This is a genomic window from Enterobacter cloacae complex sp. IR5422 (genome assembly GCF_049238165.1).
In the GTDB taxonomy this organism is placed as follows: Bacteria; Pseudomonadota; Gammaproteobacteria; order Enterobacterales; family Enterobacteriaceae; genus Enterobacter; species Enterobacter roggenkampii.
The window spans coordinates 19,605-45,769 of the sequence record NZ_JBMKHT010000019.1 but is presented as its reverse complement, the minus strand read 5'-3'; the positions used below and the strand labels follow the sequence as shown (position 1 = coordinate 45,769).

Sequence of the window (26,165 nt, the reverse complement as noted above, 5' to 3'; positions counted from 1 at the left end):
ATTGCGCAGATAAAGGTGTTCATTTATGATGCACTTCTTATCACGGACTGATGTACCCAAAGAAAGAGATGTTGGCGTGTCCAGCACGCAGTTTGTTAATGATGTAGCCGTGATAAAGAGGTCGTAATGCCAGGCAGCACCTTGTTTAAAGCGTTTGTTTTGTTTATTGCCCTTTGGGCGCCCGTCACTCACGCAGACTCCGGTTGGCAACCCGTTCAGGAAACTATCCGTAAGAGCGAAAAAGATACCCGTCAATATCAGGCTATTCGCCTTGATAACGGGATGACCGTGCTGCTGGTTTCCGACCCGCAGGCGGTGAAATCCCTGTCGGCATTAGTGGTGCCGGTTGGGTCGCTGGAAGATCCTGACGCTCATCCTGGGCTTGCACACTATCTGGAACATATGACGCTGATGGGGTCAAAAAAATACCCGCAGCCAGATAGCCTGTCCGAATTTCTGAAGATGCATGGCGGCAGCCACAATGCCAGTACGGCACCGTACCGCACGGCCTTTTATCTCGAAGTCGAAAATGATGCGCTGGAAGGGGCTGTCGATCGCCTTGCTGATTCCATTGCCGCGCCGTTGCTGGATAAAAAATACGCCGAGCGTGAACGCAATGCGGTGAATGCCGAGCTGACCATGGCCCGCACGCGAGACGGTATGCGCATGGCGCAGGTCAGCGCCGAAACCATCAACCCCGCGCACCCGGGTTCGCGCTTCTCCGGCGGTAATCTGGAAACCTTGAGCGACAAACCGAACAGCCCGGTGCTGGATGCCCTGCACGCGTTTCGCGATAAATACTACTCCGCCAACCTGATGAAAGCGGTCATCTACAGCAATAAACCGTTGCCGGAGCTGGCAGCCATGGCGGCCAAAACCTTTGGCCGGGTGCCGAATAAAAATATCGACCTGCCGCAAATAACCGTTCCGGTGGTCACGGACGCGCAAAAAGGCATCGTGATCCACTACGTTCCTGCCATGCCGCGCAAAGTGCTGCGCGTGGAATTCCGCATTGATAACAACACGGCACAGTTCCGCAGTAAAACCGATGAGCTGGTCACCTATCTGATTGGTAACCGTAGCCCGGGTACGCTGTCTGACTGGCTGCAAAAGCAGGGGCTGGCGGAAGGCATTCGCGCCGACTCCGATCCGGTTGTGAACGGCAATAGCGGCGTGCTGGCGATCTCCGCGACCCTGACTGACAAAGGACAGGCCAACCGTGATGAAGTCGTAGCGGCTATCTTTAGCTACCTCTCCTTACTGCGTGAGAAAGGCGTCGATAAGCGCTATTTTGATGAACTCGCGCACGTGCTGGATCTCGATTTCCGCTACCCGTCCATCACCCGCGACATGGATTATGTGGAGTGGCTGGCGGACACCATGATCCGCGTGCCGGTGGAACATACACTCGACGCGGTGAATATTGCCGACCGGTATGATGCCGGGGCGTTAAAAGACCGCCTGGCGATGATGACGCCGGAGAATGCCCGCATCTGGTACATCAGCCCGAACGAACCGCATAACAAGACGGCGTACTTTGTCGATGCCCCTTATCAGGTGGATAAAATCAGCGCCCAGACCTTCGCCGACTGGCAGAAGAAGGCCGGTGAGATTGCGTTGAAGCTGCCGGAGCTGAACCCCTATATTCCGGATGACTTCTCGCTGATCAAAACGACGAAAGATTACCCGCATCCGGAACTCATCATTGATGAGCCCACGCTGCGCGTCGTGTACACCCCAAGCCGCTATTTCGCCAGCGAGCCGAAGGCCGATGTCAGCGTGGTGCTGCGTAACCCGAAAGCCATGAACAGCGCCAAAAATCAGGTGATGTTCGCGCTCAATGACTATCTCGCCGGGATTGCGCTCGATCAGCTCAGCAACCAGGCCGCCGTGGGCGGGATCAGCTTCTCCACCAACGCCAATAACGGTTTGATGCTTAATGCAAACGGCTATACCCAGCGCTTGCCTCAGCTGTTCCAGGCCCTGCTGGAGGGCTACTTCAGCTACACGCCGACGGAAGAGCAGCTTGAGCAGGCTAAATCCTGGTATGCCCAGATGATGGATTCTGCCGAGAAGGGCAAGGCTTACGATCTGGCGCTTATGCCGGCGCAAATGCTGTCTCAGGTTCCTTATTTCCAGCGTGAGGATCGCCGCGCGCTGCTGCCTTCCATCGCCTTAAAAGACGTGCTCGCGTACCGCGACGCGCTGAAAACCAACACGCGTCCTGAGTTCCTGATCGTTGGCAACATGAGTGAGGAGCAGGCCAAAACCCTGGCGCAGAATGTTCGCACTCAGCTCGGCTCTAAAGGCGACGAGTGGTGCCGCAACCAGGACGTGCTGGTTGAGAAAAAGCAGAATGTGATCTTTGAAAAAGCGGGTAACAGCACGGATTCCGCGCTGGCCGCGGTCTTTGTGCCAACGGGCTACGATGAATTCGCCAGTTCAGCGCAGAGCGCCGTGCTGGGACAGATTATTCAGCCGTGGTTCTATAACCAGTTACGCACAGAGGAGCAGCTTGGCTACGCGGTGTTTGCCTTCTCCATGAACGTCGGTCGTCAGTGGGGGCTGGGTTTCCTGCTGCAAAGCAGCGATAAACAACCGGCGTATCTCTGGCAGCGTTACCAGGCTTTCTTCCCGCAGGTGGAAGCAAAACTGCGTGCCATGAAGCCGGAAGAGTTTGCCCAGATCCAGCAGGCCGTCATCGCGCAGGTGATGCAGCCGCCGCAGACGCTGGGTGAAGAAGCCTCGCAGCTGAGCAAAGATTTCGATCGCGGTAATCTGAAATTTGATTCGCGTGATAAAGTAGTGGCCGAGATAAAACAGCTGACGCCGCAGAAGGTTGCCGACTTCTTCCATCAGGCGGTCATTAAGCCGCAGGGAATCACCATCCTGTCTCAGGTTTCCGGTAGCCAGAACGGGAAAACGGAGTACGTGAACCCGAAAGGCTGGAAAGTCTGGAAGAGCGTCAGCGCGCTGCAGCAATCTATGCCCTGGAGTAAGAAAGAATGACCGATACCGCTGAGTCCCTTGATCCCTTACGTTTACCTCTGCAGGGTGAACGATTGATTGAAGCCTCAGCGGGAACGGGAAAAACCTTCACCATTGCCGCCCTCTATCTGCGCCTGCTGTTAGGCCTTGGCGGCAACGCCGCTTTTCCACGTCCTTTGAGCGTGGAAGAGCTGCTGGTGGTCACCTTCACCGAGGCCGCTACCGCGGAGCTGCGGGGCCGTATTCGTACCAATATCCACGAGCTGCGCATCGCCTGTCTGCGTCAGAGCACGGATAACCCCCTCTACGCGAGCCTTCTTGAAGAGATTGCCGATAAGCAGCAGGCAGCCCAGTGGCTGCTGCTCGCTGAACGGCAGATGGACGAAGCGTCCGTCTTTACCATTCACGGTTTTTGCCAGCGCATGCTGAGCCTGAACGCGTTCGAGTCCGGTATGCTGTTCGAACAGCAGCTTATTGAAGATGAATCCGTGCTTCGCTATCAGGCCTGCGCGGATTTCTGGCGTCGCCACTGCTACCCCTTACAGCGCGATATTGCCGAAGCGGTACACGCGCTCTGGAAAGGCCCGGAGGCGCTGCTGCGCGCGATCGATCGTTATCTACAGGGGGAAGCGCCGGTCATCAAATCCCCGCCGCCGGCAGATGAAACCCTGGCCTCGCGGCATGAAAAAATCATCGCGAAAATTGCGGACATCAAGCAAAAGTGGATGGAGTCAGTCGGCGAGATTGACGCCATTATCGAAAATTCCGGGATTGACCGTCGCAAGTTCAACCGTGGCAATCAGGGAAAATGGATCGACAAGGTCAGCGCCTGGGCGCAGGAAGAGACGCGGGGCTACCAGCTCCCGGACGCGCTGGAGAAATTCTCCCAACGTTTCCTGGCTGAGCGGACAAAAGCCGACGGCATTGTGCCTGAGCATCCCCTGTTTGTGGCGATTGAAACCCTGCTGGCGGAGCCCCTTACGCTCAACGATCTGATGATCGCTCGCGCCATGACGGAAATTCGTGAAGCCGTGGCGCGCGAAAAGCGCCGCCGTGGCGAGCTGGGGTTCGACGATATGCTGAGCCGCCTGGATGCGGCGCTGTGCAGTGAAAATGGCGAAGCGCTTGCCGCCGCGATTCGCACCCGCTTCCCGGTGGCGATGATAGACGAATTCCAGGACACCGACCCTCAGCAGTACCGCATTTTCCGCCGTATCTGGCGCCAGCAGCCCGACACCGCGCTGCTGTTAATCGGCGATCCGAAACAGGCCATCTACGCCTTCCGCGGTGCGGATATTTTCACCTATATGAAGGCCCGCAGCGAGGTTGATGCGCACTACACGCTCGATACCAACTGGCGCTCCTCTCCCGGCATGGTGGAAAGCGTCAACGCGCTGTTTAGCCGCATGGAAACGGCGTTTATGTTCCGGGAGATCCCGTTTCAGCCGGTAAAATTTGCCCCGAAAAACGCCTCGTTGCGCTTCGAGTTTAACGGCGTGACGCAGCCTGCCATGAACTTCTGGCTGCTGGATGGGGAAGGCTGCGGCGTTGCCGACTATCAAAATGCCATGGCCCAGCACTGTGCTGCGCAAATCCGTGACTGGCTCAGTGCGGGAGCGCGAGGCGAGGCGCTGCTGTGGAAGGGGGATAACCCCACCCCGGTAAAGGCATCGGATATTACGGTGCTGGTGCGCAGCCGTCAGGAGGCCGCATTCATCCGCGACGCCCTGACGTTACTGAATATCCCCTCCGTCTACCTCTCGAACCGCGACAGCGTCTTTGAAACGCTGGAGGCGCAGGAGATGTTATGGCTGCTGCAGGCCGTGCTTGCCCCGGAGCGGGAAAGTACATTGCGCAGCGCATTAGCCAGCGCGATGCTCGGACTGAACGCGCGCGATATTGATGCGCTCAACAATGACGAAGCCGCGTGGGATGCGGTGGTGGAAGAGTTTGTCCACTACCGGGAAAGATGGCAGAAGCGCGGCGTGATGGCGATGGTGCGCGAGCTCATGGCTCAGCGGCACATTGCCGAGAATATGCTGGCTACCGCAGGTGGCGAGCGGCGTTTGACCGATATTTTACACATCAGTGAACTCTTGCAGGAGGCGGGTACGCAGCTGGAGAGCGAGCATGCCCTGGTGCGCTGGCTGGCGCAGCAGATTGCCGATCCGAACAGCAATTCCTCCAGCCAGCAGATGCGCCTCGAGAGTGATAAACATCTGGTGCAGATCGTCACCATCCACAAGTCGAAAGGCCTGGAATATCCGCTGGTCTGGCTGCCGTTTATCGCCAATTACCGCGTGCAGGATCAGGCTTTTTACCACGATCGCGAGTCGTTCGAGGCGGTGCTCGATCTCAGCAACGCGGAGTCCAGCGTTGAGCTGGCAGAGGCCGAACGTCTGGCGGAAGATTTGCGCCTGCTCTACGTGGCGCTGACCCGCTCGGTATGGCACTGCAGCCTGGGCGTTGCGCCGCTGTTCCGTCGCCGTGGCGAAAAGAGCGGAGAGAGCGATTTTCATCTGAGCGCGCTGGGGCGGCTTATTCAGCAGGGTGAACCCAAAGACGCGGCGGGCCTGCGACAGTGCATCGAATCGCTTTGTACTGAGCATGTTGCCCTACATATTCCATCGCTGCCCGACAACAGCCGCTGGCACATGCCGGAGCCGCACGAGTCAGATCTCCATGCCCGTCAGGTGGTACGTACGATTGCCGACGACTGGCGCGTTACCAGCTACTCTGGCTTACAGCAGCACGGGCAGAGTATTGCCCAGGATCTGATGCCAAAACTGGACGTGGATGCCGCAGGCGCCGGTAGCGTACCCGCTGAGCCGGTGCTGACGCCGCACCAGTTCCCGCGCGGCGCCTCGCCGGGCACGTTTTTACACAGCCTGTTTGAAGAGCTGGATTTTACCCAGCCGGTTTCCGAAGAGTGGGTGCTGAAGATGCTACAGAGCGGTGGTTACGACGCGCAATGGCAGCCGGTTCTTACTGAATGGATCCGCGCGGTTCTGCACGCCCCGCTCACCGCACAGGGGATCTCGCTTAGCCAGTTGACCGCCAAAGATAAGCAGGCGGAGATGGAGTTTTACCTCCCCATCGCCAGCCCGCTCAGGGCCGAGGCGCTTGATGCGTTGATCCGCGAGTACGATCCGCTGTCCGCCGGGTGCCCGCCGCTGAACTTCCGCCAGGTGCAGGGGATGCTAAAAGGCTTTATCGACCTTGTTTTCCGCCACGACGGGCGCTACTACCTGCTGGATTACAAATCGAACTGGCTGGGCGAAAACAGCGAAGCCTATACCCAACAGGCGATGGCGTCGGCTATGCAACTGCATCGCTACGATCTGCAGTACCAGCTTTATACCCTGGCGCTGCACCGTTACCTGCGCCATCGTATTGCCGATTACCGTTACGACGCGCATTTTGGCGGCGTGATTTACCTGTTCCTGCGCGGCGTGGATGCCAACGACCCGCATTCCGGCGTCTTTAGCACGCGTCCGGCTGTGGAACTGATTGAAAAAATGGATAACCTGTTTGCCGCAGGCACGGAGGAGATGGCATGACGATGCAGGCGCTACTGCTGGACGCGGTTGAACAACGATTACTGCGCCACCTGGACGTGCAGTTTGCCATGATGGTGGCAGGCGAGGAGCCAGCCGTCATGCTTGCCGCCGCGATTCTGAGCAAAGACGCGGGGGAAGGGCACGTATGCCTGCCGCTGTCGCGTCTGGCGGTGGATGAGAAAATGCCTCCGGCTTTACAGGCGTGTTTCGCGCTGCTGGGGGACGCACTGGACTGGCAGGCGATACTACGCGGTTCGCCTGCCGTGAGCGGAGCCGATACCGGGACGCCAATGATTCTGGTCGGCGAGCGTTTGTATCTTAACCGGCTGTGGCGTAACGAACTGACGGTGGCGCGCTTCTTCAGCGAGACCAACGCCCCGCTTCCCTGCGATGAAACGCAGCTCCGGCAAACGCTGGATGCGCTGTTTTCCTCTGACGAGGCGACAGACTGGCAGAAAGTGGCGGCAGCCGTGGCCTTAACGCGTAGGATCTCGGTGATTTCAGGCGGACCGGGCACCGGGAAAACGACAACCGTGGCAAAACTGCTTGCCGCGCTGATTCAGCTCTCGGGTGAGCAAAAGTGCCGTATTCGCCTGGCGGCCCCCACCGGTAAAGCGGCGGCGCGTCTGACGGAATCGTTAGGCGGCGCGCTGCAAAAGCTGCCGCTTACCGGGGAGCAGCTTGCGCTTTTCCCCAACGAAGCCAGCACGCTACACCGTTTGCTTGGCGCTCAGCCCGGCAGCCAGCGTTTGCGCTACCATGCCGGTAATCCCCTGCACCTGGATGTGCTGGTGGTGGATGAGGCGTCGATGATTGACCTGACGATGATGTCGCGTTTGATTGATGCCCTACCGCCGCACGCGCGCGTTATTTTCCTGGGCGATCGCGACCAGCTTGCCTCCGTGGAGGCGGGGGCTGTGCTGGGCGATATCTGCACCTATGCCAGCCTGGGATATACCGCAGAACGCGCTCAGGAGCTCGCCCGTCTCACCGGATGCTCGCTCACCTCTGAAAACCATTCGCTTGCAGGGGCACTGCGCGACAGCCTGTGTCTGCTGCAGAAAAGCTACCGCTTCGGCAGCGATTCCGGTATCGGCCAGCTTGCGGCGGCCGTGAACCGGGGCGACCGGCGCACAACCACTGCGGTGTTTGACGGCACCTTTACGGATATTGAGAAAAAATCGCTGCAGACCGGGGAAGAGTATCAGGCGATGCTGGATGATGCCCTGCAGGGGTATCAGCACTTTCTGACGGGCGTACAACAGCAGCGTTCGCCGGAGCAGGTCATTGCCGCATTTGGTGAATATCAGCTGCTCTGTGCGCTGAGGGAAGGTCCCTTTGGTGTCCGGGGCCTGAACGACAGGCTGGAACAGCTGCTGGTGCAAAAGCGTAAAATAAACCGCACCCCGCATTCGCGCTGGTATGAAGGGCGGCCGGTGATGATTTCCCGCAACGACAGCGCGCTGGGGTTGTTTAACGGGGATATCGGGATTGCGCTCGACTGCGGCCAGGGGCTGCGCGTCTGGTTCCAGATGCCGGACGGGAGCGTGAAGTCTTTCCAGCCCAGCCGTTTGCCCGAGCATGAAACCGCCTGGGCGATGACGGTGCATAAGTCCCAGGGCTCCGAGTTTAACCACGCGGCGCTGATCCTGCCCACGCAGCTTTCCCCCGTCATTACCCGCGAGCTGATCTATACCGCCATTACGCGCGCGCGTCAGCGCCTGTCGCTGTATACCGATGAACGCGTGCTGGTGCAGGCGATTGCCACCCGCACGGAACGCCGGAGCGGGCTGGGCGCGATATTTGAGTCCCTCTGAATGAAAGCCCTCGCCGCACGGTGAGGGCGTCGTATCATCCCAGGTCCGCCATCAGCACTTTTGAACGGCGCTGATAGTTGTACATCTCTTTCTTCGTTTCCGGCAGAGAATCGATATCCACCGGCGTGAACCCGCGCTCCTGGAACCAGTGAATGCTGCGCGTCGTCAGGACGAACAGCTTGCTCAGCCCCATCTGGCGCGCCTGTGCCGCCACGCGCTCAAGCAGCATTTCACCGCGTGAAGAGCTGCGGTAATCAGGATGCACCGCCACGCAGGCCATTTCACCGATCTTCTCTTCCGGGAACGGATAGAGCGCGGCGCAGGCGATGGTCAGGTTATCGCGCTGAATAATGGTGAATTTGTCGATTTCCATCTCCAGCTGCTCGCGCGAACGACGCACCAGAATACCCTGCTGTTCCAGCGGGCGGATCAGCTCCAGAATGCCGCCGATGTCGTTAATGGTGGCGCGGCGGATCTGCTCCGCGCTCTCCATGACAATCTGCGTACCAATACCGTCGCGGGAGAACAACTCCTGCAGCAGGGCGCCGTCTTCCTGATAGCTGATCAGGTGGCTACGACGCACGCCGCTGCGGCAGGCCTTCACGGCGCCACGCAGGAAGCGGACCGTGCCGGAGTGATAATCGCCTTCGGCTTCCAGCGCTTCCACGCGGGCCTGGGCTTCATTCGGGAAGAGTTCCGGCACGATCGTTCCTTCATCATTCACGACGCCCTGCGAGGAGCAGAACCCAATCATTTTTTCCGCCTTCAGCTTGATCGCCAGCTGCGTGGCGATCTCTTCTGAAGTGAGGTTGAAGCTTTCGCCGGTCACCGAAACGGCGACCGGGCCCATCAGCACGATGGCACCGCTGTCCAGCTGGCGGTGAATGGCTTCTTCATCAATACGACGAATGCGGCCGCTGTGGCAGTAATCCACGCCATCGTCCACGCCGAGCGGCTGGGCAATGATGAAGTTGCCGCTCACGACGTTGATATGCGCGCCCTGCAGCGGCGTGTTGTTCAGGCTCATGGACAGGCGAGCGGTGATATCCAGCTGCAGCAGACCTGCCGCCTGCTTCACCAGCTCAAGGGTTTTGGCATCCGTGACGCGGGTATGCTTGTGGTAAATCGGCTCGTGGTGGTGAGCGGCCAGGTTAGCGTCGATCTGCGGGCGCGCGCCATAGACCACCACCAGGCGGATCCCCAGGCTGTGCAGCAGGCCAATGTCATTGACGATGCTGGAAAAATTTTCATGCTCAATGGCTTCGCCGCCAAGCATGATGACAAACGTTTTTCCCCGATGGGCGTTGATATAGGGAACAGAATGGCGGAATCCCTGGACCAGTTCGGTTCTACGTTCCTTCACCATGGCACAACCCTTAATGAATGTTTATTCGTAATTTCTGTATTTTTATTCGATTGTGGCCGCGTGTGCAAGCGCAAATTTTCCGCGACCCACAGAAAATGATAAGTAATCCGTGCGTTAGCGTATGATTGTTTACCCTTTTATAGATGACAGTTTATGCGTCATTCGTTAAAGTTTTCGGTCAATCTGGACATTTTGTATATCAGTCAGTGTTCTTGCTCGGGAGAAGCATGTCGGGATCCAATTCAGCAATAAGCCGCCGCCGTTTGTTAAAAGGGGCCGGGGCAATGTGGTTGCTTAGCGTCAGTCAGGTCGGTCTTGCCGCCACCAGTCAGGTCGTGGCGGTGCGCGTCTGGCCATCGTCGACCTATACGCGCGTGACGGTCGAATCCAATCGCGTGCTGAAATATAAGCAATTTGCCCTCAGCAACCCGGAACGTGTGGTGGTGGATCTCGAAGGCGTTAACCTCAACTCCGTGCTGAAAGGGATGGCGGCGCAGATCCGCGGCGACGATCCGTTTATTAAATCGGCGCGCGTCGGGCAGTTCGATCCGCAAACCGTGCGCATGGTGTTTGAACTGAAGCAGAACGTGAAGCCGCAGCTGTTTGCCCTGGCGCCTGTCGCGACGTTCAAAGAGCGCCTGGTGATGGATCTCTACCCGGCCAATGCGACGAATATTCAGGATCCACTTCTTGCCCTGCTGGAAGATTACAACAAAGGCGATCTGCAGCGTCAGGTTCCGCCGGCGCAAAGCGGTCCGCAGCCGGGGAAAGCAGGGCGCGATCGTCCGATTGTGATCATGCTCGATCCAGGCCACGGCGGCGAAGACTCCGGTGCGGTGGGGAAATACCGCACGCGTGAAAAAGACGTGGTTCTGCAAATTGCCCGTCGTCTGAAGGCGCTGATTGATAAAGAAGGCAACATGCGCGCCTATATGACGCGTAATGAAGACGTCTTTATTCCGCTGAAGGTCAGGGTGGCGAAAGCGCAGAAGCAGCGCGCAGATTTGTTCGTCTCGATCCATGCGGATGCGTTTACCAGCCGCCAGCCAAGCGGCTCGTCGGTGTTTGCGCTCTCAACCAAAGGCGCGACCAGTACCGCAGCAAGATACCTGGCGGATACCCAGAACGCCTCGGACCTGATCGGTGGCGTGAGCAAAAGCGGCGACCGCTACGTTGACCACACCATGTTCGACATGGTGCAGTCGCTGACCATTAACGACAGCCTGAAGTTTGGTAAAGCGGTGCTGGGCAAGCTGGGCAACATCAATAAGCTGCACAAGAACAGCGTTGAACAGGCCGGATTTGCGGTACTCAAGGCGCCGGATATCCCGTCCATCCTGGTTGAAACCGCGTTTATCAGTAACGTGGAAGAGGAGCGTAAGCTCAAGACGGCAAAATTCCAGCAGGAAGTGGCGGAGTCGATTCTGGCAGGGATACGGGCGTATTTCTCTGACGGGGCGACGCTGGCGCGGCGCGGGTAGATCTTTTGGCCGGGTTTACGCCCGGCAAATTCACAAATGACAGATACAAAAAAACACCCTTAAGGGTGTTTATTGTTTTAGAAGTGTTGGTTGCGGGGGCCGGATTTGAACCGACGACCTTCGGGTTATGAGCCCGACGAGCTACCAGGCTGCTCCACCCCGCGTCCGTCTTTCTACTCTCGCAGAAACTTACTTCTTCAAATTTGATTGGTTGCGGGGGCCGGATTTGAACCGACGACCTTCGGGTTATGAGCCCGACGAGCTACCAGGCTGCTCCACCCCGCGTCCGTCTTTCTACAGTCGTAGAAGATACTTCATCAAATTTTAATTGGTTGCGGGGGCCGGATTTGAACCGACGACCTTCGGGTTATGAGCCCGACGAGCTACCAGGCTGCTCCACCCCGCGTCCGTGGATGCGCACTATACTCGGATAGACTTGTGATGCAACCCCTTTTTCACATTTATCATGATTTTGTATGCAAATTGAACGACATGGCGCTGTTTGGACTATTTTTTGCGCAAAATTTGCCAAAGGGCATGCGATCGCATTTCATTAGCCCTGGCGGTTTGTTATCTTCATCACGCGGAAATGGGCAACTTAAAGACGAGACAGAATGAAAGGACGTTGGGCGAAGTATCTGATGGCGGGCGCAATGGTAGCGATTCTTGCGGCCTGTTCTTCCAAACCGACCGATCGCGGTCAACAGTATAAAGACGGGAAGTTATCCCAGCCTTTCTCTTTAGTTAATCAGCCTGATGCGGTCGGCGCACCGATCAATGCCGGTGATTTCTCCGAGCAGGTCTACCAGATCCGCAACGCGTCACCGCGTCTGTACAGCGCACAGAACAACGTTTATAGCGCGGTGCAGGACTGGCTGCGCGCGGGCGGCGATACGCGCAACATGCGCCAGTTTGGTATCGACGCCTGGCAGATGGAAGGGGCCGATAACTACGGCAACGTTCAGTTTACCGGCTACTACACCCCGGTTATCCAGGCGCGACACACGCGTCAGGGCGAGTTCCAGTACCCTATCTACCGTATGCCGCCAAAACGCGGCCGTCTGCCGTCGCGCGCTGAGATCTACGCCGGTGCGCTAAGCGAAAACTACGTTCTTGCTTACAGCAACTCCCTGATGGACAACTTCATCATGGACGTTCAGGGCAGCGGCTATATTGATTTTGGCGACGGCTCGCCGCTTAACTTCTTCAGCTATTCCGGTAAAAACGGCCACGCCTATCGCAGTATTGGCAAGGTGCTGATCGACCGCGGCGAAGTGAAGAAAGAAGACATGTCGATGCAGGCGATCCGCGAGTGGGGCGAAAAGCACAGCGAAGCCGAGGTGCGTGAGCTGCTGGAGCAGAACCCGTCGTTCGTCTTCTTTAAACCGCAAAACTTCGCGCCGGTGAAAGGGGCGAGTGCGGTACCGCTGATTGGCCGTGCGTCGGTGGCATCGGATCGTTCGATTATTCCTGCGGGCACCACGCTGCTGGCTGAGGTCCCGCTGCTGGACAACAACGGCAAGTTCAACGGCCAGTATGAGCTGCGTCTGATGGTGGCGCTGGACGTTGGCGGCGCGATCAAAGGCCAGCACTTCGATATCTATCAGGGCATTGGCCCGGATGCAGGCCACCGCGCAGGCTGGTATAACCACTACGGACGCGTGTGGGTGCTTAAGGCGGCACCGGGTGCCGGAAACGTATTCAGCGGCTGATTGTGGTATTCTGAGCGCAATACGGATTACTGTTCAGGGTGAGGAGAACCTCACCCTTTTTACATCTGAGGTGTTATGTCTGTGGTAATCAGCGATGCCTGGCGCCAGCGTTTTGGCGGCACGGCACGTCTCTATGGTGAAAAAGCCCTGCAGCTGTTTGCGGATGCGCACGTCTGCGTCGTGGGCATTGGTGGTGTGGGGTCGTGGGCCGCAGAAGCGCTGGCGAGAACCGGTATTGGCGCAATCACGCTGATTGATATGGATGACGTGTGCGTCACCAACACCAACCGTCAAATCCACGCCCTGCGTGATAGCGTCGGCCTGGCAAAATCTGAGGTCATGGCGGAACGTATCCGCCTGATTAACCCGGAATGTCGGGTCACGGTGATTGATGATTTTGTGACGGCAGATAACGTCGCTGAATACATGAGCAAAGGCTACAGCTATGTGATTGACGCCATCGACAGCGTGCGTCCAAAAGCGGCGCTGATCGCCTACTGTCGTCGTTACAAGGTTCCCCTGGTGACGACCGGCGGCGCGGGCGGGCAAATCGACCCTACGCAGATTCAGGTGGCCGATCTGGCGAAAACCATTCAGGATCCACTGGCCGCCAAGCTGCGTGAACGCCTGAAGAGCGACTTCAACGTGGTGAAGAACAGCAAGGGCAAGCTGGGCGTAGACTGCGTGTTCTCGACCGAAGCGCTGGTCTATCCGCAGGCGGATGGCTCCGTGTGTGCGATGAAAAGCACGGCGGAAGGGCCAAAGAGAATGGATTGCGCCTCAGGCTTTGGCGCGGCCACCATGGTGACCGCTTCCTTCGGCTTTGTGGCGGTGTCTCACGCCCTGAAGAAGATGATGGCGAGGGCGGAACGTCAGGCCTGAGCCTGACGTGCAGCGTCCAGTACCGCGTCGTTGAGCGCGATCAACCCCTGACCGCGCGAGACGCTGAGCTGCGCGCGCAGCCCCAGCTCATCAAATAACGCCAGCGGCGAATGCGCCAGCAGTTCCGCCGCGCTTTTCCCTTCCACTGCCGTCAACAATACGGCCAACAGGCCCCGGACGATGCGGCCTTCGCTGTCGCCGAAGAAGTGCAGCTTCTCACCGGAAACGCTCACGCCCAGCCAGACGCGATTTTCACAGCCTGCAATCTCTTTCGCCTGCGCCTTGAGATCGTCAGAGAGGGTCGGTAACTGCTTACCGAGAAGAATCAGCTGGCGATATTTATCTTCCCACTGTGAAAGCGGGGCAAAGGTCTGTTTTAACGTCTCTTCAGTGATGACGGTGCCAAACGGATGTCCGGCTAAAGCAGCGTGAGTCATTAATCCACCAGTATTTCAAGCGCGCGGTCGACGGCGGCAACCAGCGCGTCAACATCGCTTTGTGTGTTATAGGGCGCGAACGAGGCGCGCAGCGTGCCGCTCACGCCGAGCGCCGCCAGCAGCGGCTGCGCGCAGTGCTGCCCGGCGCGCAGGGCGATGCCATACCCCGCCAGCAGCGTTACCATGTCGCTGTGATGCACGCCCACAAAATCAAAGGCGAGCAGGCTTGAATCCTGAACGCGGAACGAGCGGAAACCCGGGCGCTTTTTCAGTTCTTCCTCTGCCAGCGTCGCCAGCCCCCGGCTCCAGCTTTCAGCCTGAACACTGTCTGTTTCTGCCAGCCACTCCAGCGCCGCGCTTAGGCCAATCACGCCGGCCACGTTCGGCGTACCGGCTTCCAGGCGGTAAGGCAAATCCTGCGTTTTGAAACCGTCAAAAGTCACTTCAGCGATCATCTTGCCGCCCCCGAGCCACGGGGTCATTTTTGCCAGCAATTCCGGCTTGCCGTACAACACCCCAATACCGGTTGGCCCGTAGAGCTTATGTCCTGAGAAGGCATAGAAGTCGATATCCAGCGCCTTCACGTCGGCGGGGAAATGCACCACGCCCTGCGCACCGTCGACCATCACCACCATCCCGTTGGCATGCGCGATGCGAATCGCCTGAGCCAGGTCCGGGCAACCACCGGTGACGTTAGACATCTGTCCAAGCGCCAGAATGCGGCTGCGAGGGGTAATCAACTCGGGGAGACGGGCCACATCGGGCAGAAGGTCTGCGCCCAGCGGAAGCTTCACCACGCGTGCACCCGTTTGTTCGGCCACCATCAGCCACGGCACCAGGTTGGCGTGATGTTCCGCCTCGCTGACGACGATCTCATCGCCCGGCTGAAGCAGCGGGCGCGCGTAGCACTGGGCCACCATATTGATGGCCTCGGTGGTGCCGCGCGTCCAGACGATATTTTTCCCGCTTTCGGCATTGATCAGGTGCGCCACGCGATCGCGTGCGGCTTCGTAGCGCGCGGTTAATCGCTGCGCCTCGGCAAACTGGCTGCGATGCACGTTCCCGGCGCTCAGGCTGTAAAACTGCTGCGTGGCGTCAATGACCGCCTGTGGCTTAAGGGCGGTGGCGGCACTGTCCAGATAAATACCGGCATCGGCCAGCGCCGGAAACTGTGCGCGGAACTGCGCAGGACTGAAAGCGTTCATGGGATTCCTCATTTCAATATCACGATCGTCGCGCAATTTCCGCGGCAGGGCAAGGAGGTTGATATCTATCAGAATTGTCTGCTTATCCTCATGACCCCAAAAAAGCAGGTTATGCTAAATAGTGTTAGGCGGATGTTTTAGCCTGTTATAAATCGAGGTTTGAATAGCATTAATTGCTAAAGGAGAATAATCATGAATAAGACAGCTGCAATCATCTCTGCCTGTGCGTTTACTTTTGCCCTGAGCGCCTGTTCCGGTAACAACTACGTGATGCACACTAACGATGGTCGTTCCATCGTTTCGGAAGGGAAACCGACAACCGATAACGATACCGGGATGATTTCGTACAAAGATGCTAACGGGAACAAGCAGCAGATCAACCGCACGGACGTGAAAGAGATGAAAGAGATCGAGCATTAACCGATCGCAGGCGAAAAAAAAGCACCGCAAGTTGGCGGTGCTACATTAATCACTATGGACAGACAGGGTAAATGTACAGGAAGTGAAAAATTGGTAGCGTTGCTACCGTGGTCTGAATCGCAGACCAATTGCAAACACAACAACACAACATCACAACCGTAAGCCAAAAGCCCTTCAGAACACGCATTCCGAAAAAAGCTCTTCGTTCCGGCTCAGGAAGTGCCGCCACTATAGGTATTTGCTGGTAGTTCCTCAACGGACAAATTATAATGGCTCAGATAAAAAAAACTAATAGGTTAAACGTTGTTTCCTATTTGTTAAATTCCTTTAACATCTAAGCCATATAACCATGTCAAAGCGATTGCCCCCCCTCAACGCATTACGTGTTTTTGATGCAGCAGCACGTCACCTGAGCTTCACCCGCGCAGCCGATGAGCTTTTTGTGACACAGGCCGCAGTAAGTCACCAAATCAAGTCTCTGGAGGATTTTCTGGGCCTTAAGCTGTTTCGTCGACGCAACCGCTCGTTGCTGTTGACCGAAGAGGGGCAGAGCTATTTTCAGGATATTAAAGAGATTTTTTCGCAGCTTACTGAAGCCACGCGTAAGCTACAGGCCCGCAGTGCAAAAGGTGCTCTGACTGTCAGTTTATTGCCCAGTTTTGCCATTCAGTGGCTGGTGCCAAGACTCTCAAGCTTTAACTCAGCTTATCCGGGGATAGACGTTCGAATCCAGGCCGTGGATCGTCAGGAAGACAAGCTGGCCGATGACGTGGACGTCGCGATTTTTTATGGGCGCGGTAACTGGCCGGGCTTGCGTGTTGAGAAATTATACGCAGAATATCTCCTGCCGGTCTGTTCCCCTCTGCTGTTAACGGGCGACAAAGCGCTGAAGTCTCCCGCTGACCTGGCGCAGCATACGCTTTTGCATGATGCCTCTCGACGCGACTGGCAAACTTATACCCGTCAATTAGGTCTTACACATATAAACGTGCAGCAGGGACCCATCTTTAGCCACAGTGCGATGGTGTTACAGGCTGCCATTCACGGGCAGGGCGTGGCGTTGGCGAACAACGTCATGGCGCAGTCCGAAATAGAGGCAGGTCGCCTGGTCTGCCCTTTTAATGATGTACTGGTCAGCAAGAATGCGTTTTATCTGGTTTGTCATGACAGTCAGGCAGAACTGGGTAAAATAGCCGCCTTCCGGCAGTGGATACTGGCGAAAGCGGCAAGCGAGCAAGAAAAATTCCGCTTCAGGTATGAACAATAACGTTTGTGTGCCGGGCACGCATCAATTCAGGACTTAAACATGACCAGCCGATTCATGCTGATTTTTGCCGCGGTGAGTGGCTTTATTTTTGTTGCACTGGGCGCCTTTGGCGCACATGTCTTAAGCAAGTCGTTGGGCGCTGTAGAGATGGGCTGGATCCAGACCGGCCTTGAATATCAGGCGTTCCATACGCTGGCAATCTTTGGGCTGGCGGTGGCGATGCAGCGCCGTATCAGCATCTGGTTTTACTGGAGCAGCGTCTTTCTGGCGCTGGGTACGGTGCTTTTCAGCGGCAGCCTTTACTGTCTGGCACTTTCGCATTTACGCCTGTGGGCGTTTGTTACACCTGTCGGTGGCGTCAGCTTCCTGGCGGGTTGGGTATTAATGTTTATCGGAGCTATCCGTCTGAAACGCAAGGGCGTTGTTCATGAATAAGGTTGTTTTATATTGTCGCCCGGGGTTTGAGAAAGAGTGCGCCGCGGAAATTACCGATAAAGCGGCGAAGCGCGAAATCTTCGGCTTCGCCCGCGTAAAAGAAAACGCGGGCTATGTGGTATTCGAATGCTATCAGCCTGAAGATGCGGATAAGCTGGCGCGCGAGCTGCCGTTCAGCTCGCTGATTTTTGCGCGCCAGATGTTTGTCGCGGGTGAGCTGCTCAAAGACCTTCCCCCGGAAGACCGCATCACGCCAATCGTGGGCATGCTGCAGGGCGTGGTGGAGAAGGGCGGCGATCTGCGCGTTGAAGTGGCGGATACCAACGAAAGTAAAGAGCTGATGAAGTTCTGCCGTAAGTTCACCGTTCCGCTGCGCGCGGCGCTGCGTGATGCGGGCGTGCTGACGAACTACGAAACGCCGAAGCGTCCGGTGGTGCATATCTTCTTTATTGCACCGGGCTGCTGCTATACGGGCTACTCGTACACCACCAACAACTCTCCTTTCTTTATGGGCATCCCGCGTTTGCGCTTCCCGGCCGATGCGCCAAGCCGTTCTACGCTGAAGCTGGAAGAGGCGTTCCACGTCTTTATCCCGGCGGATGAGTGGGATGAGCGTCTGGCAAACGGCATGTACGCTGTCGATCTCGGCGCGTGCCCGGGCGGCTGGACCTATCAGCTGGTGAAACGCAACATGTGGGTATCGTCCGTTGATAACGGCCCAATGGCGCAAAGCCTGATGGACACCGGACAGGTCACCTGGCTGCGTGAAGACGGTTTCCGCTATCGCCCGAACCGCAACAACATCTCATGGATGGTGTGCGACATGGTTGAGAAACCGGCGAAAGTGGCCGCGCTGATGGCCTCCTGGCTGGTTAACGGCTGGTGTCGCGAGACCATTTTCAACCTCAAGCTGCCGATGAAAAAGCGCTATGAGGAGGTGTCGCAGAACCTGGCCTACATTCAGGAGCAACTGGACGAACACGGGATTAACGTGGAGATCCAGGCGCGTCAGCTGTATCACGACCGCGAAGAGGTGACGGTGCATATTCGTCGCTGGTGGGCGGCCGTAGGCGGGCGTCGCGACGAGCGATAGCACGTACTTTGTTTTGCCCGGTGGCGCTGCGCTTACCGGGCCTACAAAAACCCTGTAGTCGTTTTAACGTTCTAAGCGCAATTGCTGTAAATTCCCGTCCAGCTGTAAATCCGTCTGTAGCGTTGCGATTTCCCGGCAGATAAACGCCATCTCTTTATGCGCCTCCAGCTTCTTGCGCCATTTTTCGGGCACCTCGTCCAGACGGGCGTAAATGCCCTCCAGACTCTGAAAATCGGTCAGCAACTGCGCGGCGCTCTTCGGCCCAATACCGGCCACGCCCGGAACTTTAGAGCTGCTGATGCCTGCCAGGCCCCAGTAATCCGGCAATTGCTCAGGCGATACGCCAAACTCGCTGGCAATGAACGGCGCGTCCAGCCAGCGTTTTTGAAAATAGTCGCGAATGCGAATAGTCGGGGAGAGCAGCTGGCAGTAGCCTTTATCCGTTGAAACGATCGTGGCCTGATGCCCGGCACTCGCCACCTTTACGGCCAGGGTGGCCGCGAGATCGTCGGCTTCATTTCCCTGTGCGCCCCAGCAGGGGACGCCCCGCTGTTCAAATGCGGCGCGCAGCATGGGTAATTCGGCGTGAAGATCGTCCGGCATCGGTGCGCGTCCGGCTTTGTAGTCGGGCAGACGCTGGTGCCGCCAGCCCGTGTTGCGGGCTTCGTCATCAAAAACCGCGACCGCGTGGGTGGGCTCGCTGTGGCGGATAAGCTGTTCCAGCGCGTGCAGGCAGGTGTCTTTACAGGGCGTCCCCTGTACCGCATGGATACGGCGAATCAGGTTAAGTGCATCGACGATAAGTAAATGAACGGCCACAGATAATCTCCCTTCTATCTCATGCAAGAAGGGTAACACTGTCAGCAGCGTGAAACTATGAATGGTGGGGAAAACAGGAAGAAGCCTCGCAAAACGAGGCTTCCTGAGAGGCTTAATCGCAGGTCACGATCTTCATCGCCAGGCCGCCGCGAGAGGTTTCGCGGTATTTGGCGTTCATATCTTTACCCGTTTCGTACATGGTTTCGATAACCTTATCGAGACAGACGCGCGGTTCGCTGGTGCGGCGCAGCGCCATACGCGCCGCGTTTACCGCCTTCACGGAGGCAATCGCGTTACGCTCGATGCACGGAACCTGTACCTGTCCGGCAACCGGATCGCAGGTCAGCCCCAGGTTGTGTTCCATGCCGATTTCCGCAGCGATGCACACCTGCGCCGGGCTTGCGCCTAACAGCTCCGCCAGACCTGCCGCCGCCATGGAGCACGCCACGCCGACTTCACCCTGACAGCCCACTTCCGCACCGGAAATGGAGGCGTTCATCTTATACAGCGAACCAATCGCACTGGCCACCAGCAGGTAGCGTGCCAGCGAGTTCGCGTTCACTTCACGGATAAACTTGTCGTAGTACGCCAGTACGGCCGGAACGATGCCGCAGGCACCGTTGGTTGGCGCGGTGACCACACGGCCCCCTGCGGCGTTTTCTTCGTTTACCGCCAGGGCGAACATGTTGATCCAGTCCACCACGGCCATTGGGTCCGTAGTCGTTTTGTCGGTGCTTACCAGCATACGGCGCAGCGCTGCCGCACGACGCGGTACGCGAAGCTTGCCCGGCAGAACGCCTTCGGTGGTGATCCCGCGCTCAATACCGCCGCGCATCACTTCCCAGACGTTAGCGAAGTGCTGTTCCAGCTCCTCTTTGCTGTGCAGCGCCAGCTCGTTTTTCATCATCAGACCGGAGAGGGAAAGTCCCGTCTCCTGGCAGTGGCGCTGGAGGTCTGCCGCCGTTTTGTACGGATACGGCACCTCGACAGAAGAGGTACTGGTTTGACCAAAGTGGTCTTCGTCGACGATAAAACCGCCGCCGATAGAGTAGTAAGTCTGGCTGTATACCGCTTTGTCGCCGGCCAGCGCGGTAATGCGCATGCCGTTTTCGTGTAGCGACAGGTTGTCCGCATGGAAATTCATGCAGTGGTCAACCGGGAATTCAACCTCATGCTCGCCGTTCGCCAGCAGCAGGCGCCCGTGGGTGTTCACGTCCTGGATAAAGCCAGGGATCGCATCAATATCAACGGTGTCCGGCAGGTTTCCCGCCAGGCCCATGATAATGGCGATATCGGTGTGGTGGCCTTTCCCGGTCAGGGAAAGTGAGCCGTATACATCGACAACCACGCGGGTGATGTCGTGCAGGATGCCGCGTGCAATCAAGTCATCCGTGAACTGCTTACCGGCTTTCATCGGTCCGACGGTGTGAGAGCTGGAAGGACCAATACCGATTTTGAAGATATCGAATACGCTAATCATGATGCGTCCATTGCTTTCAGTCAGAGAGGAGGGTGTGCGCCGTCCGGGGACGGCGCGGGTGAGAATCAGAACATGGTGTACAGGGAGTAGAAGATCGCAGAGATAGCGATAAGCCCCATGATAACCACAAAGACGTTGCTGACATGACCGCTGTACTTACGCATAGCCGGGACTTTCTGAATCGCGTACATCGGCATCAGGAACAGAATCATCGCGATGACCGGGCCGCCCAAGGTTTCAATCATGCCCAGGATGCTTGGGTTCAGCGTCGCTACCGCCCAGGTGGTGAGCAGCATGAACAGTGCAGTGATTTTGTTCAGCTTGTTGATTTCAATGCTCTTGCCTTTACCGCGCAGAGATTTGATCACCATACCGTTGAAGCCTTCACGTGCGCCCAGGTAGTGGCCCAGGAAGGATTTGGTGATGGCGATCATCGCGATGATCGGTGCCATCCACGCAATCAGCGGTGCGTTAAAGTGGTTCGCCAGGTAAGACAGAATTGAGATGTTCTGCTCTTTCGCTGCCGCCAGGTCCGCCGGGGAGAGGCTCAGTACGCAGCTGAAGACGAAGAACATAACGGTCAGTACCATCATGATGTGAGCGCGTGCCAGGATGCTGGAGCACTTCTTCTCTGCGCCATTACCGTACTCTTCACGTTTCGCCACGGCGAAAGAGGAGATGATTGGGGAGTGGTTGAAGGAGAAGACCATTACCGGGATCGCCAGCCACAGGGTCATCAGCAGGCCGTTACCGGTTGCAGACGCGCTGCTCAGGGACAGGGTTTCCAGCGCTGCGCCGTTCCACTGTGGGATCAGGTAGCAGGCCAGCAGCATCAGTGCGGCCACAAACGGGAACACCAGCACGCTCATCGCTTTCACAATCATCTGCTCACCGAAGCGCACGATGGTCATCATGCCGACAATCAGGATCAGAGACAGGATGGCACGCGGTGGCGGCGTCATGTGCAGCTGGTGCAGCATGAAGCTTTCAACGGTGTTGGTGATCGCCACGCTGTAAACCAGCAGGATAGGGTAAATCGCAAAGAAGTAGAGCAGGGTAATCAGTTTACCTGCGCCCACGCCGAAATGCTCTTCAACCACTTCAGTGATGTCTTCGCCCGGGTTTTTACCGGACAGCACGAAGCGGGTCAGACCGCGGTGTGCAAAGAAGGTCATCGGGAAAGCAATGATAGCCATAATGATCAGCGGAATCAGACCGCCGACGCCTGCGTTGATAGGAAGGAACAGTACACCAGCGCCGATTGCCGTGCCGTAAAGGCCAAGCATCCACATGGTATCCGTTTTGCGCCAACCACTTCGGGATTCAATCGAAGCAACGGTGCTGGTTTGAGTGGTTTCCATCTGTATCTCCTGGAGGAAGCAAATTGTCAGGTTTTTAGTCAAATCCGATGAAAAAGTGCCTGACGGTAATATGAAATTCGTTCAGTGACGGTTTTTTAATAATTTTCGCCCGTAACTATTGGCGGGCGGAAAGATACATTCTCGTTATGAATCTATCAGTGATCGCGATCCCAAATGCAATAATCCACTTATGATGTGGGCATCTTTAGACCATTTATCTGTTAAAAAAACATCAAAGAGAATTTACGCGCGCGAAGGCTACCACCAACGACATGTGCGCTGAAAGACTGGCCCTTGATATAGGTGTCTTTCGCTGTAAAGAAATGGGTTTTTAGTATTTTCTGGCAGGTAATTTGGATTAAGGCTGATAATTTACGGTTGAAAAATACAGGTAATCGTTTGCGTTTGTGGCGATTTTGTAAAAGATATAAGTGATGCCTATGAATTACATCAGGAATAAAAAAAGCCGGAACGCGCGACAGGGCGACCCGGCTTTGATGAGATGCCGCTAAGCGTTATGTGCAGATTTCGTAGCAAGGAATATAGGCGGAGCCCGGCAGCTTCATGCGGTGCTGGGCGACAAAGCCCTGCAGCATGTCATCCATGCGGCGCATCATCTCCGGATCGCCGTGGATCTTGTACGGACCGTACTGCTCAATGGCGCGTATACCGACCTCTTTGACGTTGCCCGCCACAATCCCGGAGAAGGCGCGACGCAGATCGGCGGCCAGGACTTCCACCGGCTGATCCGGGTAAAGTTTCAGGTTCGCCATGTTCTCGTGTGAAGGCTCGAACGGGATCTGCAGGTCCGGCGCAATGCGGATTGACCAGTTAAAGCTGTAGGCATCCCCGGTATCGCGACGGTTCTCCTTCACCAGCGGCATCGCTTTTTTCATCTGACGCGCCACTTCCGCAGCATCGTCGATGATGATGCGATAGTGACGACGCGCGGATTCACCCAGCGTGTGCACGATAAACTCGTCCAGCACGCGGAAGTAGTCGGCGCTCTCTTTTGGTCCGGTCAGGATCAGCGGCAGGACCTGATCTTTGTTGGCCGGGTTCATCAGAATACCCAGCAGATAGAGCAGCTCTTCCGCTGTCCCCACGCCGCCCGGGAAGATGATGATGCCGTGAGCGATACGGACAAACGCTTCAAGACGTTTTTCGATATCCGGCATGATAATCAGCTCGTTAACCAGCGGGTTAGGTGGCTCAGCGGCGATGATGGACGGCTCGGTCATGCCGATAAACCGTCCCTCTTTGTAGCGCTGCTGCGCGTGACCCACTGCGGCACCTTTCATTGGCGCTTCCATCGCACCCGGACCACATCCGGTACAGATATTCAGCTCGCGCAGGCCAAGCTGGGTGCCCACCCGACGCGCATAAAGGTATTCGGTTTCGTTAATGGAGTGACCGCCCCAGCAGACAACCATGTTCGGCGCTTCACCCACGTGCAGGGCACGGGCGTTGCGCAAAATAGAGAACACCAGGTTGGTGATATGGACCGAGCTTTCCAGGTCGAGATGCTGGAAACGGCCTGCGTTGTGGATCTGCCCGTTAACAAACAGGATGTCACGCAGCACGGCAAACAGGTTAGCCTGAAGTGAACGGATGATGCGTCCGTCGACAAACGCCTCTTCCGGCGGGTTGATGACTTCAAGCTTCACGCCGCGCTCGCGGCGCAGCACGTTGATATCAAAGCTTTCGAAGCGGGACAGCAGTTCTTTACTGTTGTCTGTCAGGCTTCCGGAGTTCAGAACGGCAAGTGAACAGTTACGAAACAGTTGATAAAGATCGCTGCTGGCCGTGCGTTTAAGCATGTCCACTTCCAGCTGCGACAACATATCCATTGAGCCAAGCGGGCTAATATGTGTAATCAAGTGAGCTCCTTACGGGACGATTATCGTCTTTCCCTGTTGATTACAATAGCCCTGGCGCGTGACGTTTCACAACCTAAAGCGCGGAAGATACCGCGCATATTGTGAAAATATTTTTATTACTGACGCACCAGCCGGCCCGTCGCCGGGACAAAATCGGTGTTGGTACGCCACGGGTTGATGTCCAAGCCGCCGCGGCGGGTGTAGCGCGCGTAAACGCTCAATTTTTCCGGCTGGCAGAAGCGTTGGATATCGCTAAAGATGCGCTCCACGCACTGCTCGTGGAATTCATTGTGATGGCGGAACGACACCAGGTAGCGCAGCAGCTTTTCCCGGTCGATTTTTGGCCCGCGATACTGGATCTGCACCGAGCCCCAGTCCGGCTGGTGGGTAATCAGGCAGTTGGATTTCAGGAGATGGCTCACCAGCGTCTCTTCAACCACCTTGCCGCTCGCCGCGTTTTCGAGGTAATCGGCGCTGAATTCATAATTCTCCACCTCGATATCCTGATCGTCGATGCAGGTCCCGTTGAAGTGGGCGACCGGCTGGCCTTCCAGCTCGTGCAGGCGATACAGTGAAACGCTCACCTTACCCTGCGCGCAGGCGCTTAAATCACGTTCCAGGGTGCGCTGAACGTCGTCCCAGCTGTTGAATTTGGTCTGGTTAAAACTGTTGAGATAGAGCTTAAAGCTTTTGGACTCGACGAGATTCACGCTGGCATAGTCCAGCTCAACGTGTCCCACCGCCACCTGCGGCAGGCCGCGCGCGTTGAGCCACGAGAGTTCGTACAGCGTCCAGATATCGCCACCCACGAACGGCAGCGCGTCCGCGTGCAGTCCCAGAGGATCGCGGTTCAGGCTACGCGGCACGCCCTGCAGCAGGCTTGCATCGTAGGTATCGCGGTAATCGGTCGATTTACCCAGCGTTAAGCCGGTTAACGCCTGATGATTTTCGTAAGACATGTTTCATAGCCACTTTACAGGTACACTTATGGCCTGAGTTTATCCTGTCTGACAAGAAGAGAGAAATCGGTGGACATCGAAACTGCAAATGCCCTCACTACCTTCACGACCCGCTACTGCGACGCATGGCATGAAAAGCAGGGCACGTGGCCGCAAAGTGCTGATTTATATGGCGTCCCTTCGCCGTGCATTATCTCTTCGCTTGATGATTACGTGATCTGGCAGCCGAAGCCGAATAACGGCGAGCAGAATGTAAATGCGGTTGAACGGGCAATGGACATTGTGGTACAACCAGCGGTTCATGCGTTTTATGCCACGCAGTTTGCAGGGGATATGCCCGCGCGCTTTGCGGACATGACGCTGACGCTGTTGCAGACCTGGAGCGAAGACGATCTGCAGCGTGTTCAGGAAAACCTGATTGGTCATCTGGTCACGCAAAAGCGCCTTAAGCTTTCTCCGACGCTCTTTATTGCCACGCTGGACAGCGAACTGGACGTTATCTCCGTCTGTAACCTGTCAGGCGAAGTGATTAAAGAGACTATCGGTACCCGCAATCGCGAGACTCTCGCCCCTTCTCTTGCGGATTTCCTCACCCGACTTGAGCCCCTTCTGTAATCCATGCTGCTACAGCGCGTGTGAGAGATCTCTTACAAGGTTTGTGAGAGATCGCTGGAACATTCAGTATTACCTCATTAAATTCAGATTAATATTACTCTATTTTTCAACGAATTAGTTGTTCCTCCTATTATTTTTAGGGAGTCCCCGCGTCTTACAACTCTGGCTGAGTGGGTTGTAAGACGAAGCGGAATAGCGGATTCTATCTCCGTCGACAGGAAGCCGACACGAGAAACGAACATCAGGATGATGGCGTTTCTCACACAGGACTCGTCAGGATGGCGCAGCAGGAAGGCTTCTGGATGAAGCGAAGTGGATAACGCAGGATGCGTAAGGGACACCTCCAGGAAGGAGAACGAGAGCCGGTCAGGATGGTCGGTGGGTCAGG

General features: G+C 56.7%; 19 protein-coding genes and 3 tRNA genes. 11 read left to right on the top strand and 11 right to left on the bottom strand.

Annotated features, from left to right (window positions below):
• Positions 1 to 126: 126 nt before the first annotated feature.
• From ptrA to recD, 3 genes are read left to right on the top strand one after another with little or no spacing between them, the layout of a single operon-like run.
• Entirely contained in the window at positions 127 to 3,009 is a 2,883-nt protein-coding gene (ptrA, locus tag ACOTXT_RS11510; protein ID WP_333165204.1) for a pitrilysin, read from the top strand.
• The gene (gene recB / locus ACOTXT_RS11505) at positions 3,006 to 6,548 is read left to right on the top strand and encodes an exodeoxyribonuclease V subunit beta (protein WP_333165201.1); all 3,543 of its coding nucleotides are present in this window, start codon (positions 3,006 to 3,008) and stop codon (positions 6,546 to 6,548) included. The genes ptrA and recB overlap by 4 nt, the downstream gene beginning before the upstream one ends.
• Positions 6,545 to 8,365, top strand: a complete 1,821-nt coding sequence (recD, locus tag ACOTXT_RS11500; protein ID WP_023325996.1) for an exodeoxyribonuclease V subunit alpha — start codon at positions 6,545 to 6,547, stop codon at positions 8,363 to 8,365. Before recB ends, recD begins: the two co-directional genes overlap by 4 nt.
• Positions 8,366 to 8,399: 34 nt before the next feature.
• Here recD and argA read toward each other — a convergent pair whose 3' ends face one another.
• Positions 8,400 to 9,731 (bottom strand): amino-acid N-acetyltransferase, encoded by a 1,332-nt coding sequence (gene argA / locus ACOTXT_RS11495; RefSeq protein ID WP_008499655.1) that lies wholly within the window; start codon positions 9,729 to 9,731, stop codon positions 8,400 to 8,402.
• A 227-nt stretch (positions 9,732 to 9,958) separates the two neighbouring features.
• On the opposite strand from argA, the gene amiC reads away from it, so the two are divergent.
• Positions 9,959 to 11,212, top strand: coding sequence for an N-acetylmuramoyl-L-alanine amidase AmiC (amiC, locus tag ACOTXT_RS11490; RefSeq protein ID WP_333165197.1), 1,254 nt, complete (start codon positions 9,959 to 9,961; stop codon positions 11,210 to 11,212).
• Between the two features lie 87 nt (positions 11,213 to 11,299).
• Here amiC and ACOTXT_RS11485 read toward each other — a convergent pair.
• The 3 genes from ACOTXT_RS11485 to ACOTXT_RS11475 all read right to left on the bottom strand — a co-directional run bounded on the left by ACOTXT_RS11485 (position 11,300) and on the right by ACOTXT_RS11475 (position 11,618).
• Positions 11,300 to 11,376 (bottom strand) — tRNA-Met (locus tag ACOTXT_RS11485).
• Positions 11,377 to 11,420: 44 nt separating this feature from the next.
• Positions 11,421 to 11,497, bottom strand: a tRNA-Met gene (locus tag ACOTXT_RS11480).
• A gap of 44 nt (positions 11,498 to 11,541) precedes the next feature.
• Positions 11,542 to 11,618: transfer RNA gene (locus ACOTXT_RS11475), tRNA-Met, on the bottom strand.
• A gap of 208 nt (positions 11,619 to 11,826) precedes the next feature.
• On the opposite strand from ACOTXT_RS11475, the gene mltA reads away from it, so the two are divergent.
• Positions 11,827 to 12,924, top strand: coding sequence for a murein transglycosylase A (gene mltA / locus ACOTXT_RS11470; RefSeq protein WP_021241890.1), 1,098 nt, complete (start codon positions 11,827 to 11,829; stop codon positions 12,922 to 12,924).
• A gap of 75 nt (positions 12,925 to 12,999) precedes the next feature.
• Positions 13,000 to 13,806, top strand: a complete 807-nt coding sequence (gene tcdA, locus ACOTXT_RS11465; RefSeq protein ID WP_055322087.1) for a tRNA cyclic N6-threonylcarbamoyladenosine(37) synthase TcdA — start codon at positions 13,000 to 13,002, stop codon at positions 13,804 to 13,806.
• Here the strand turns inward: tcdA and csdE are convergent.
• Positions 13,797 to 14,243: a cysteine desulfurase sulfur acceptor subunit CsdE gene (gene csdE / locus ACOTXT_RS11460; protein ID WP_333165194.1), complete on the bottom strand. Its 447-nt coding sequence runs from the start codon at positions 14,241 to 14,243 to the stop codon at positions 13,797 to 13,799. The genes tcdA and csdE overlap by 10 nt on opposite strands.
• A complete protein-coding gene (gene csdA / locus ACOTXT_RS11455) occupies positions 14,243 to 15,448 on the bottom strand; it encodes a cysteine desulfurase CsdA (RefSeq protein WP_025912408.1) in 1,206 nt (401 codons plus the stop codon). Before csdA ends, csdE begins: the two co-directional genes overlap by 1 nt.
• Positions 15,449 to 15,640: 192 nt before the next feature.
• Here csdA and ACOTXT_RS11450 point away from each other — a divergent pair, with 192 nt between their 5' ends.
• The 4 genes from ACOTXT_RS11450 (at position 15,641) to rlmM (ending at position 18,663) form a co-directional block, all read left to right on the top strand.
• On the top strand, positions 15,641 to 15,868 hold the full coding sequence (locus ACOTXT_RS11450) for a YgdI/YgdR family lipoprotein (RefSeq protein ID WP_008499648.1): 228 nt from the start codon (positions 15,641 to 15,643) through the stop codon (positions 15,866 to 15,868).
• A gap of 349 nt (positions 15,869 to 16,217) precedes the next feature.
• Positions 16,218 to 17,135 (top strand): glycine cleavage system transcriptional regulator GcvA, encoded by a 918-nt coding sequence (gene gcvA / locus ACOTXT_RS11445; RefSeq protein WP_008499647.1) that lies wholly within the window; start codon positions 16,218 to 16,220, stop codon positions 17,133 to 17,135.
• A gap of 39 nt (positions 17,136 to 17,174) precedes the next feature.
• Complete coding sequence (locus ACOTXT_RS11440) at positions 17,175 to 17,570, top strand: DUF423 domain-containing protein (protein ID WP_008499646.1); 396 nt, start codon at positions 17,175 to 17,177, stop codon at positions 17,568 to 17,570.
• Positions 17,563 to 18,663, top strand: coding sequence for a 23S rRNA (cytidine(2498)-2'-O)-methyltransferase RlmM (gene rlmM / locus ACOTXT_RS11435; RefSeq protein WP_021241891.1), 1,101 nt, complete (start codon positions 17,563 to 17,565; stop codon positions 18,661 to 18,663). The genes ACOTXT_RS11440 and rlmM overlap by 8 nt, the downstream gene beginning before the upstream one ends.
• A gap of 63 nt (positions 18,664 to 18,726) precedes the next feature.
• On the opposite strand, the gene xni is transcribed toward rlmM, so the two are convergent.
• From xni to queF, 5 genes are all read right to left on the bottom strand, one after another.
• A complete protein-coding gene (gene xni, locus ACOTXT_RS11430) occupies positions 18,727 to 19,482 on the bottom strand; it encodes a flap endonuclease Xni (RefSeq protein WP_021241892.1) in 756 nt (251 codons plus the stop codon).
• Between the two features lie 112 nt (positions 19,483 to 19,594).
• Positions 19,595 to 20,962, bottom strand: coding sequence for an L-serine ammonia-lyase II (sdaB, locus tag ACOTXT_RS11425; protein WP_023294463.1), 1,368 nt, complete (start codon positions 20,960 to 20,962; stop codon positions 19,595 to 19,597).
• 65 nt (positions 20,963 to 21,027) lie between these two features.
• Positions 21,028 to 22,323, bottom strand: coding sequence for an HAAAP family serine/threonine permease (locus ACOTXT_RS11420; RefSeq protein ID WP_008499642.1), 1,296 nt, complete (start codon positions 22,321 to 22,323; stop codon positions 21,028 to 21,030).
• 515 nt (positions 22,324 to 22,838) lie between these two features.
• Positions 22,839 to 24,203: a nucleotide 5'-monophosphate nucleosidase PpnN gene (gene ppnN, locus ACOTXT_RS11415; RefSeq protein ID WP_021241893.1), complete on the bottom strand. Its 1,365-nt coding sequence runs from the start codon at positions 24,201 to 24,203 to the stop codon at positions 22,839 to 22,841.
• Between the two features lie 116 nt (positions 24,204 to 24,319).
• Positions 24,320 to 25,162 (bottom strand): NADPH-dependent 7-cyano-7-deazaguanine reductase QueF, encoded by an 843-nt coding sequence (gene queF / locus ACOTXT_RS11410; RefSeq protein WP_023294462.1) that lies wholly within the window; start codon positions 25,160 to 25,162, stop codon positions 24,320 to 24,322.
• Positions 25,163 to 25,231: 69 nt separating this feature from the next.
• On the opposite strand from queF, the gene syd reads away from it, so the two are divergent.
• Positions 25,232 to 25,777, top strand: a complete 546-nt coding sequence (syd, locus tag ACOTXT_RS11405) for a SecY-interacting protein (RefSeq protein WP_055322085.1) — start codon at positions 25,232 to 25,234, stop codon at positions 25,775 to 25,777.
• The last annotated feature ends 388 nt before the right edge of the window (positions 25,778 to 26,165 follow it).

Coding starts and splice junctions, on each gene's coding strand:
- ptrA (WP_333165204.1), top strand. CDS start 127: ATGCCAGGCAGCACCTTGTTTAAAGCGTTTGTTTTGTTTATTGCCCTT.
- recB (WP_333165201.1), top strand. CDS start 3,006: ATGACCGATACCGCTGAGTCCCTTGATCCCTTACGTTTACCTCTGCAG.
- recD (WP_023325996.1), top strand. CDS start 6,545: ATGACGATGCAGGCGCTACTGCTGGACGCGGTTGAACAACGATTACTG.
- argA (WP_008499655.1), bottom strand. CDS start 9,731: ATGGTGAAGGAACGTAGAACCGAACTGGTCCAGGGATTCCGCCATTCT.
- amiC (WP_333165197.1), top strand. CDS start 9,959: ATGTCGGGATCCAATTCAGCAATAAGCCGCCGCCGTTTGTTAAAAGGG.
- mltA (WP_021241890.1), top strand. CDS start 11,827: ATGAAAGGACGTTGGGCGAAGTATCTGATGGCGGGCGCAATGGTAGCG.
- tcdA (WP_055322087.1), top strand. CDS start 13,000: ATGTCTGTGGTAATCAGCGATGCCTGGCGCCAGCGTTTTGGCGGCACG.
- csdE (WP_333165194.1), bottom strand. CDS start 14,243: ATGACTCACGCTGCTTTAGCCGGACATCCGTTTGGCACCGTCATCACT.
- csdA (WP_025912408.1), bottom strand. CDS start 15,448: ATGAACGCTTTCAGTCCTGCGCAGTTCCGCGCACAGTTTCCGGCGCTG.
- ACOTXT_RS11450 (WP_008499648.1), top strand. CDS start 15,641: ATGAATAAGACAGCTGCAATCATCTCTGCCTGTGCGTTTACTTTTGCC.
- gcvA (WP_008499647.1), top strand. CDS start 16,218: ATGTCAAAGCGATTGCCCCCCCTCAACGCATTACGTGTTTTTGATGCA.
- ACOTXT_RS11440 (WP_008499646.1), top strand. CDS start 17,175: ATGACCAGCCGATTCATGCTGATTTTTGCCGCGGTGAGTGGCTTTATT.
- rlmM (WP_021241891.1), top strand. CDS start 17,563: ATGAATAAGGTTGTTTTATATTGTCGCCCGGGGTTTGAGAAAGAGTGC.
- sdaB (WP_023294463.1), bottom strand. CDS start 20,962: ATGATTAGCGTATTCGATATCTTCAAAATCGGTATTGGTCCTTCCAGC.
- ACOTXT_RS11420 (WP_008499642.1), bottom strand. CDS start 22,323: ATGGAAACCACTCAAACCAGCACCGTTGCTTCGATTGAATCCCGAAGT.
- queF (WP_023294462.1), bottom strand. CDS start 25,162: ATGTCTTACGAAAATCATCAGGCGTTAACCGGCTTAACGCTGGGTAAA.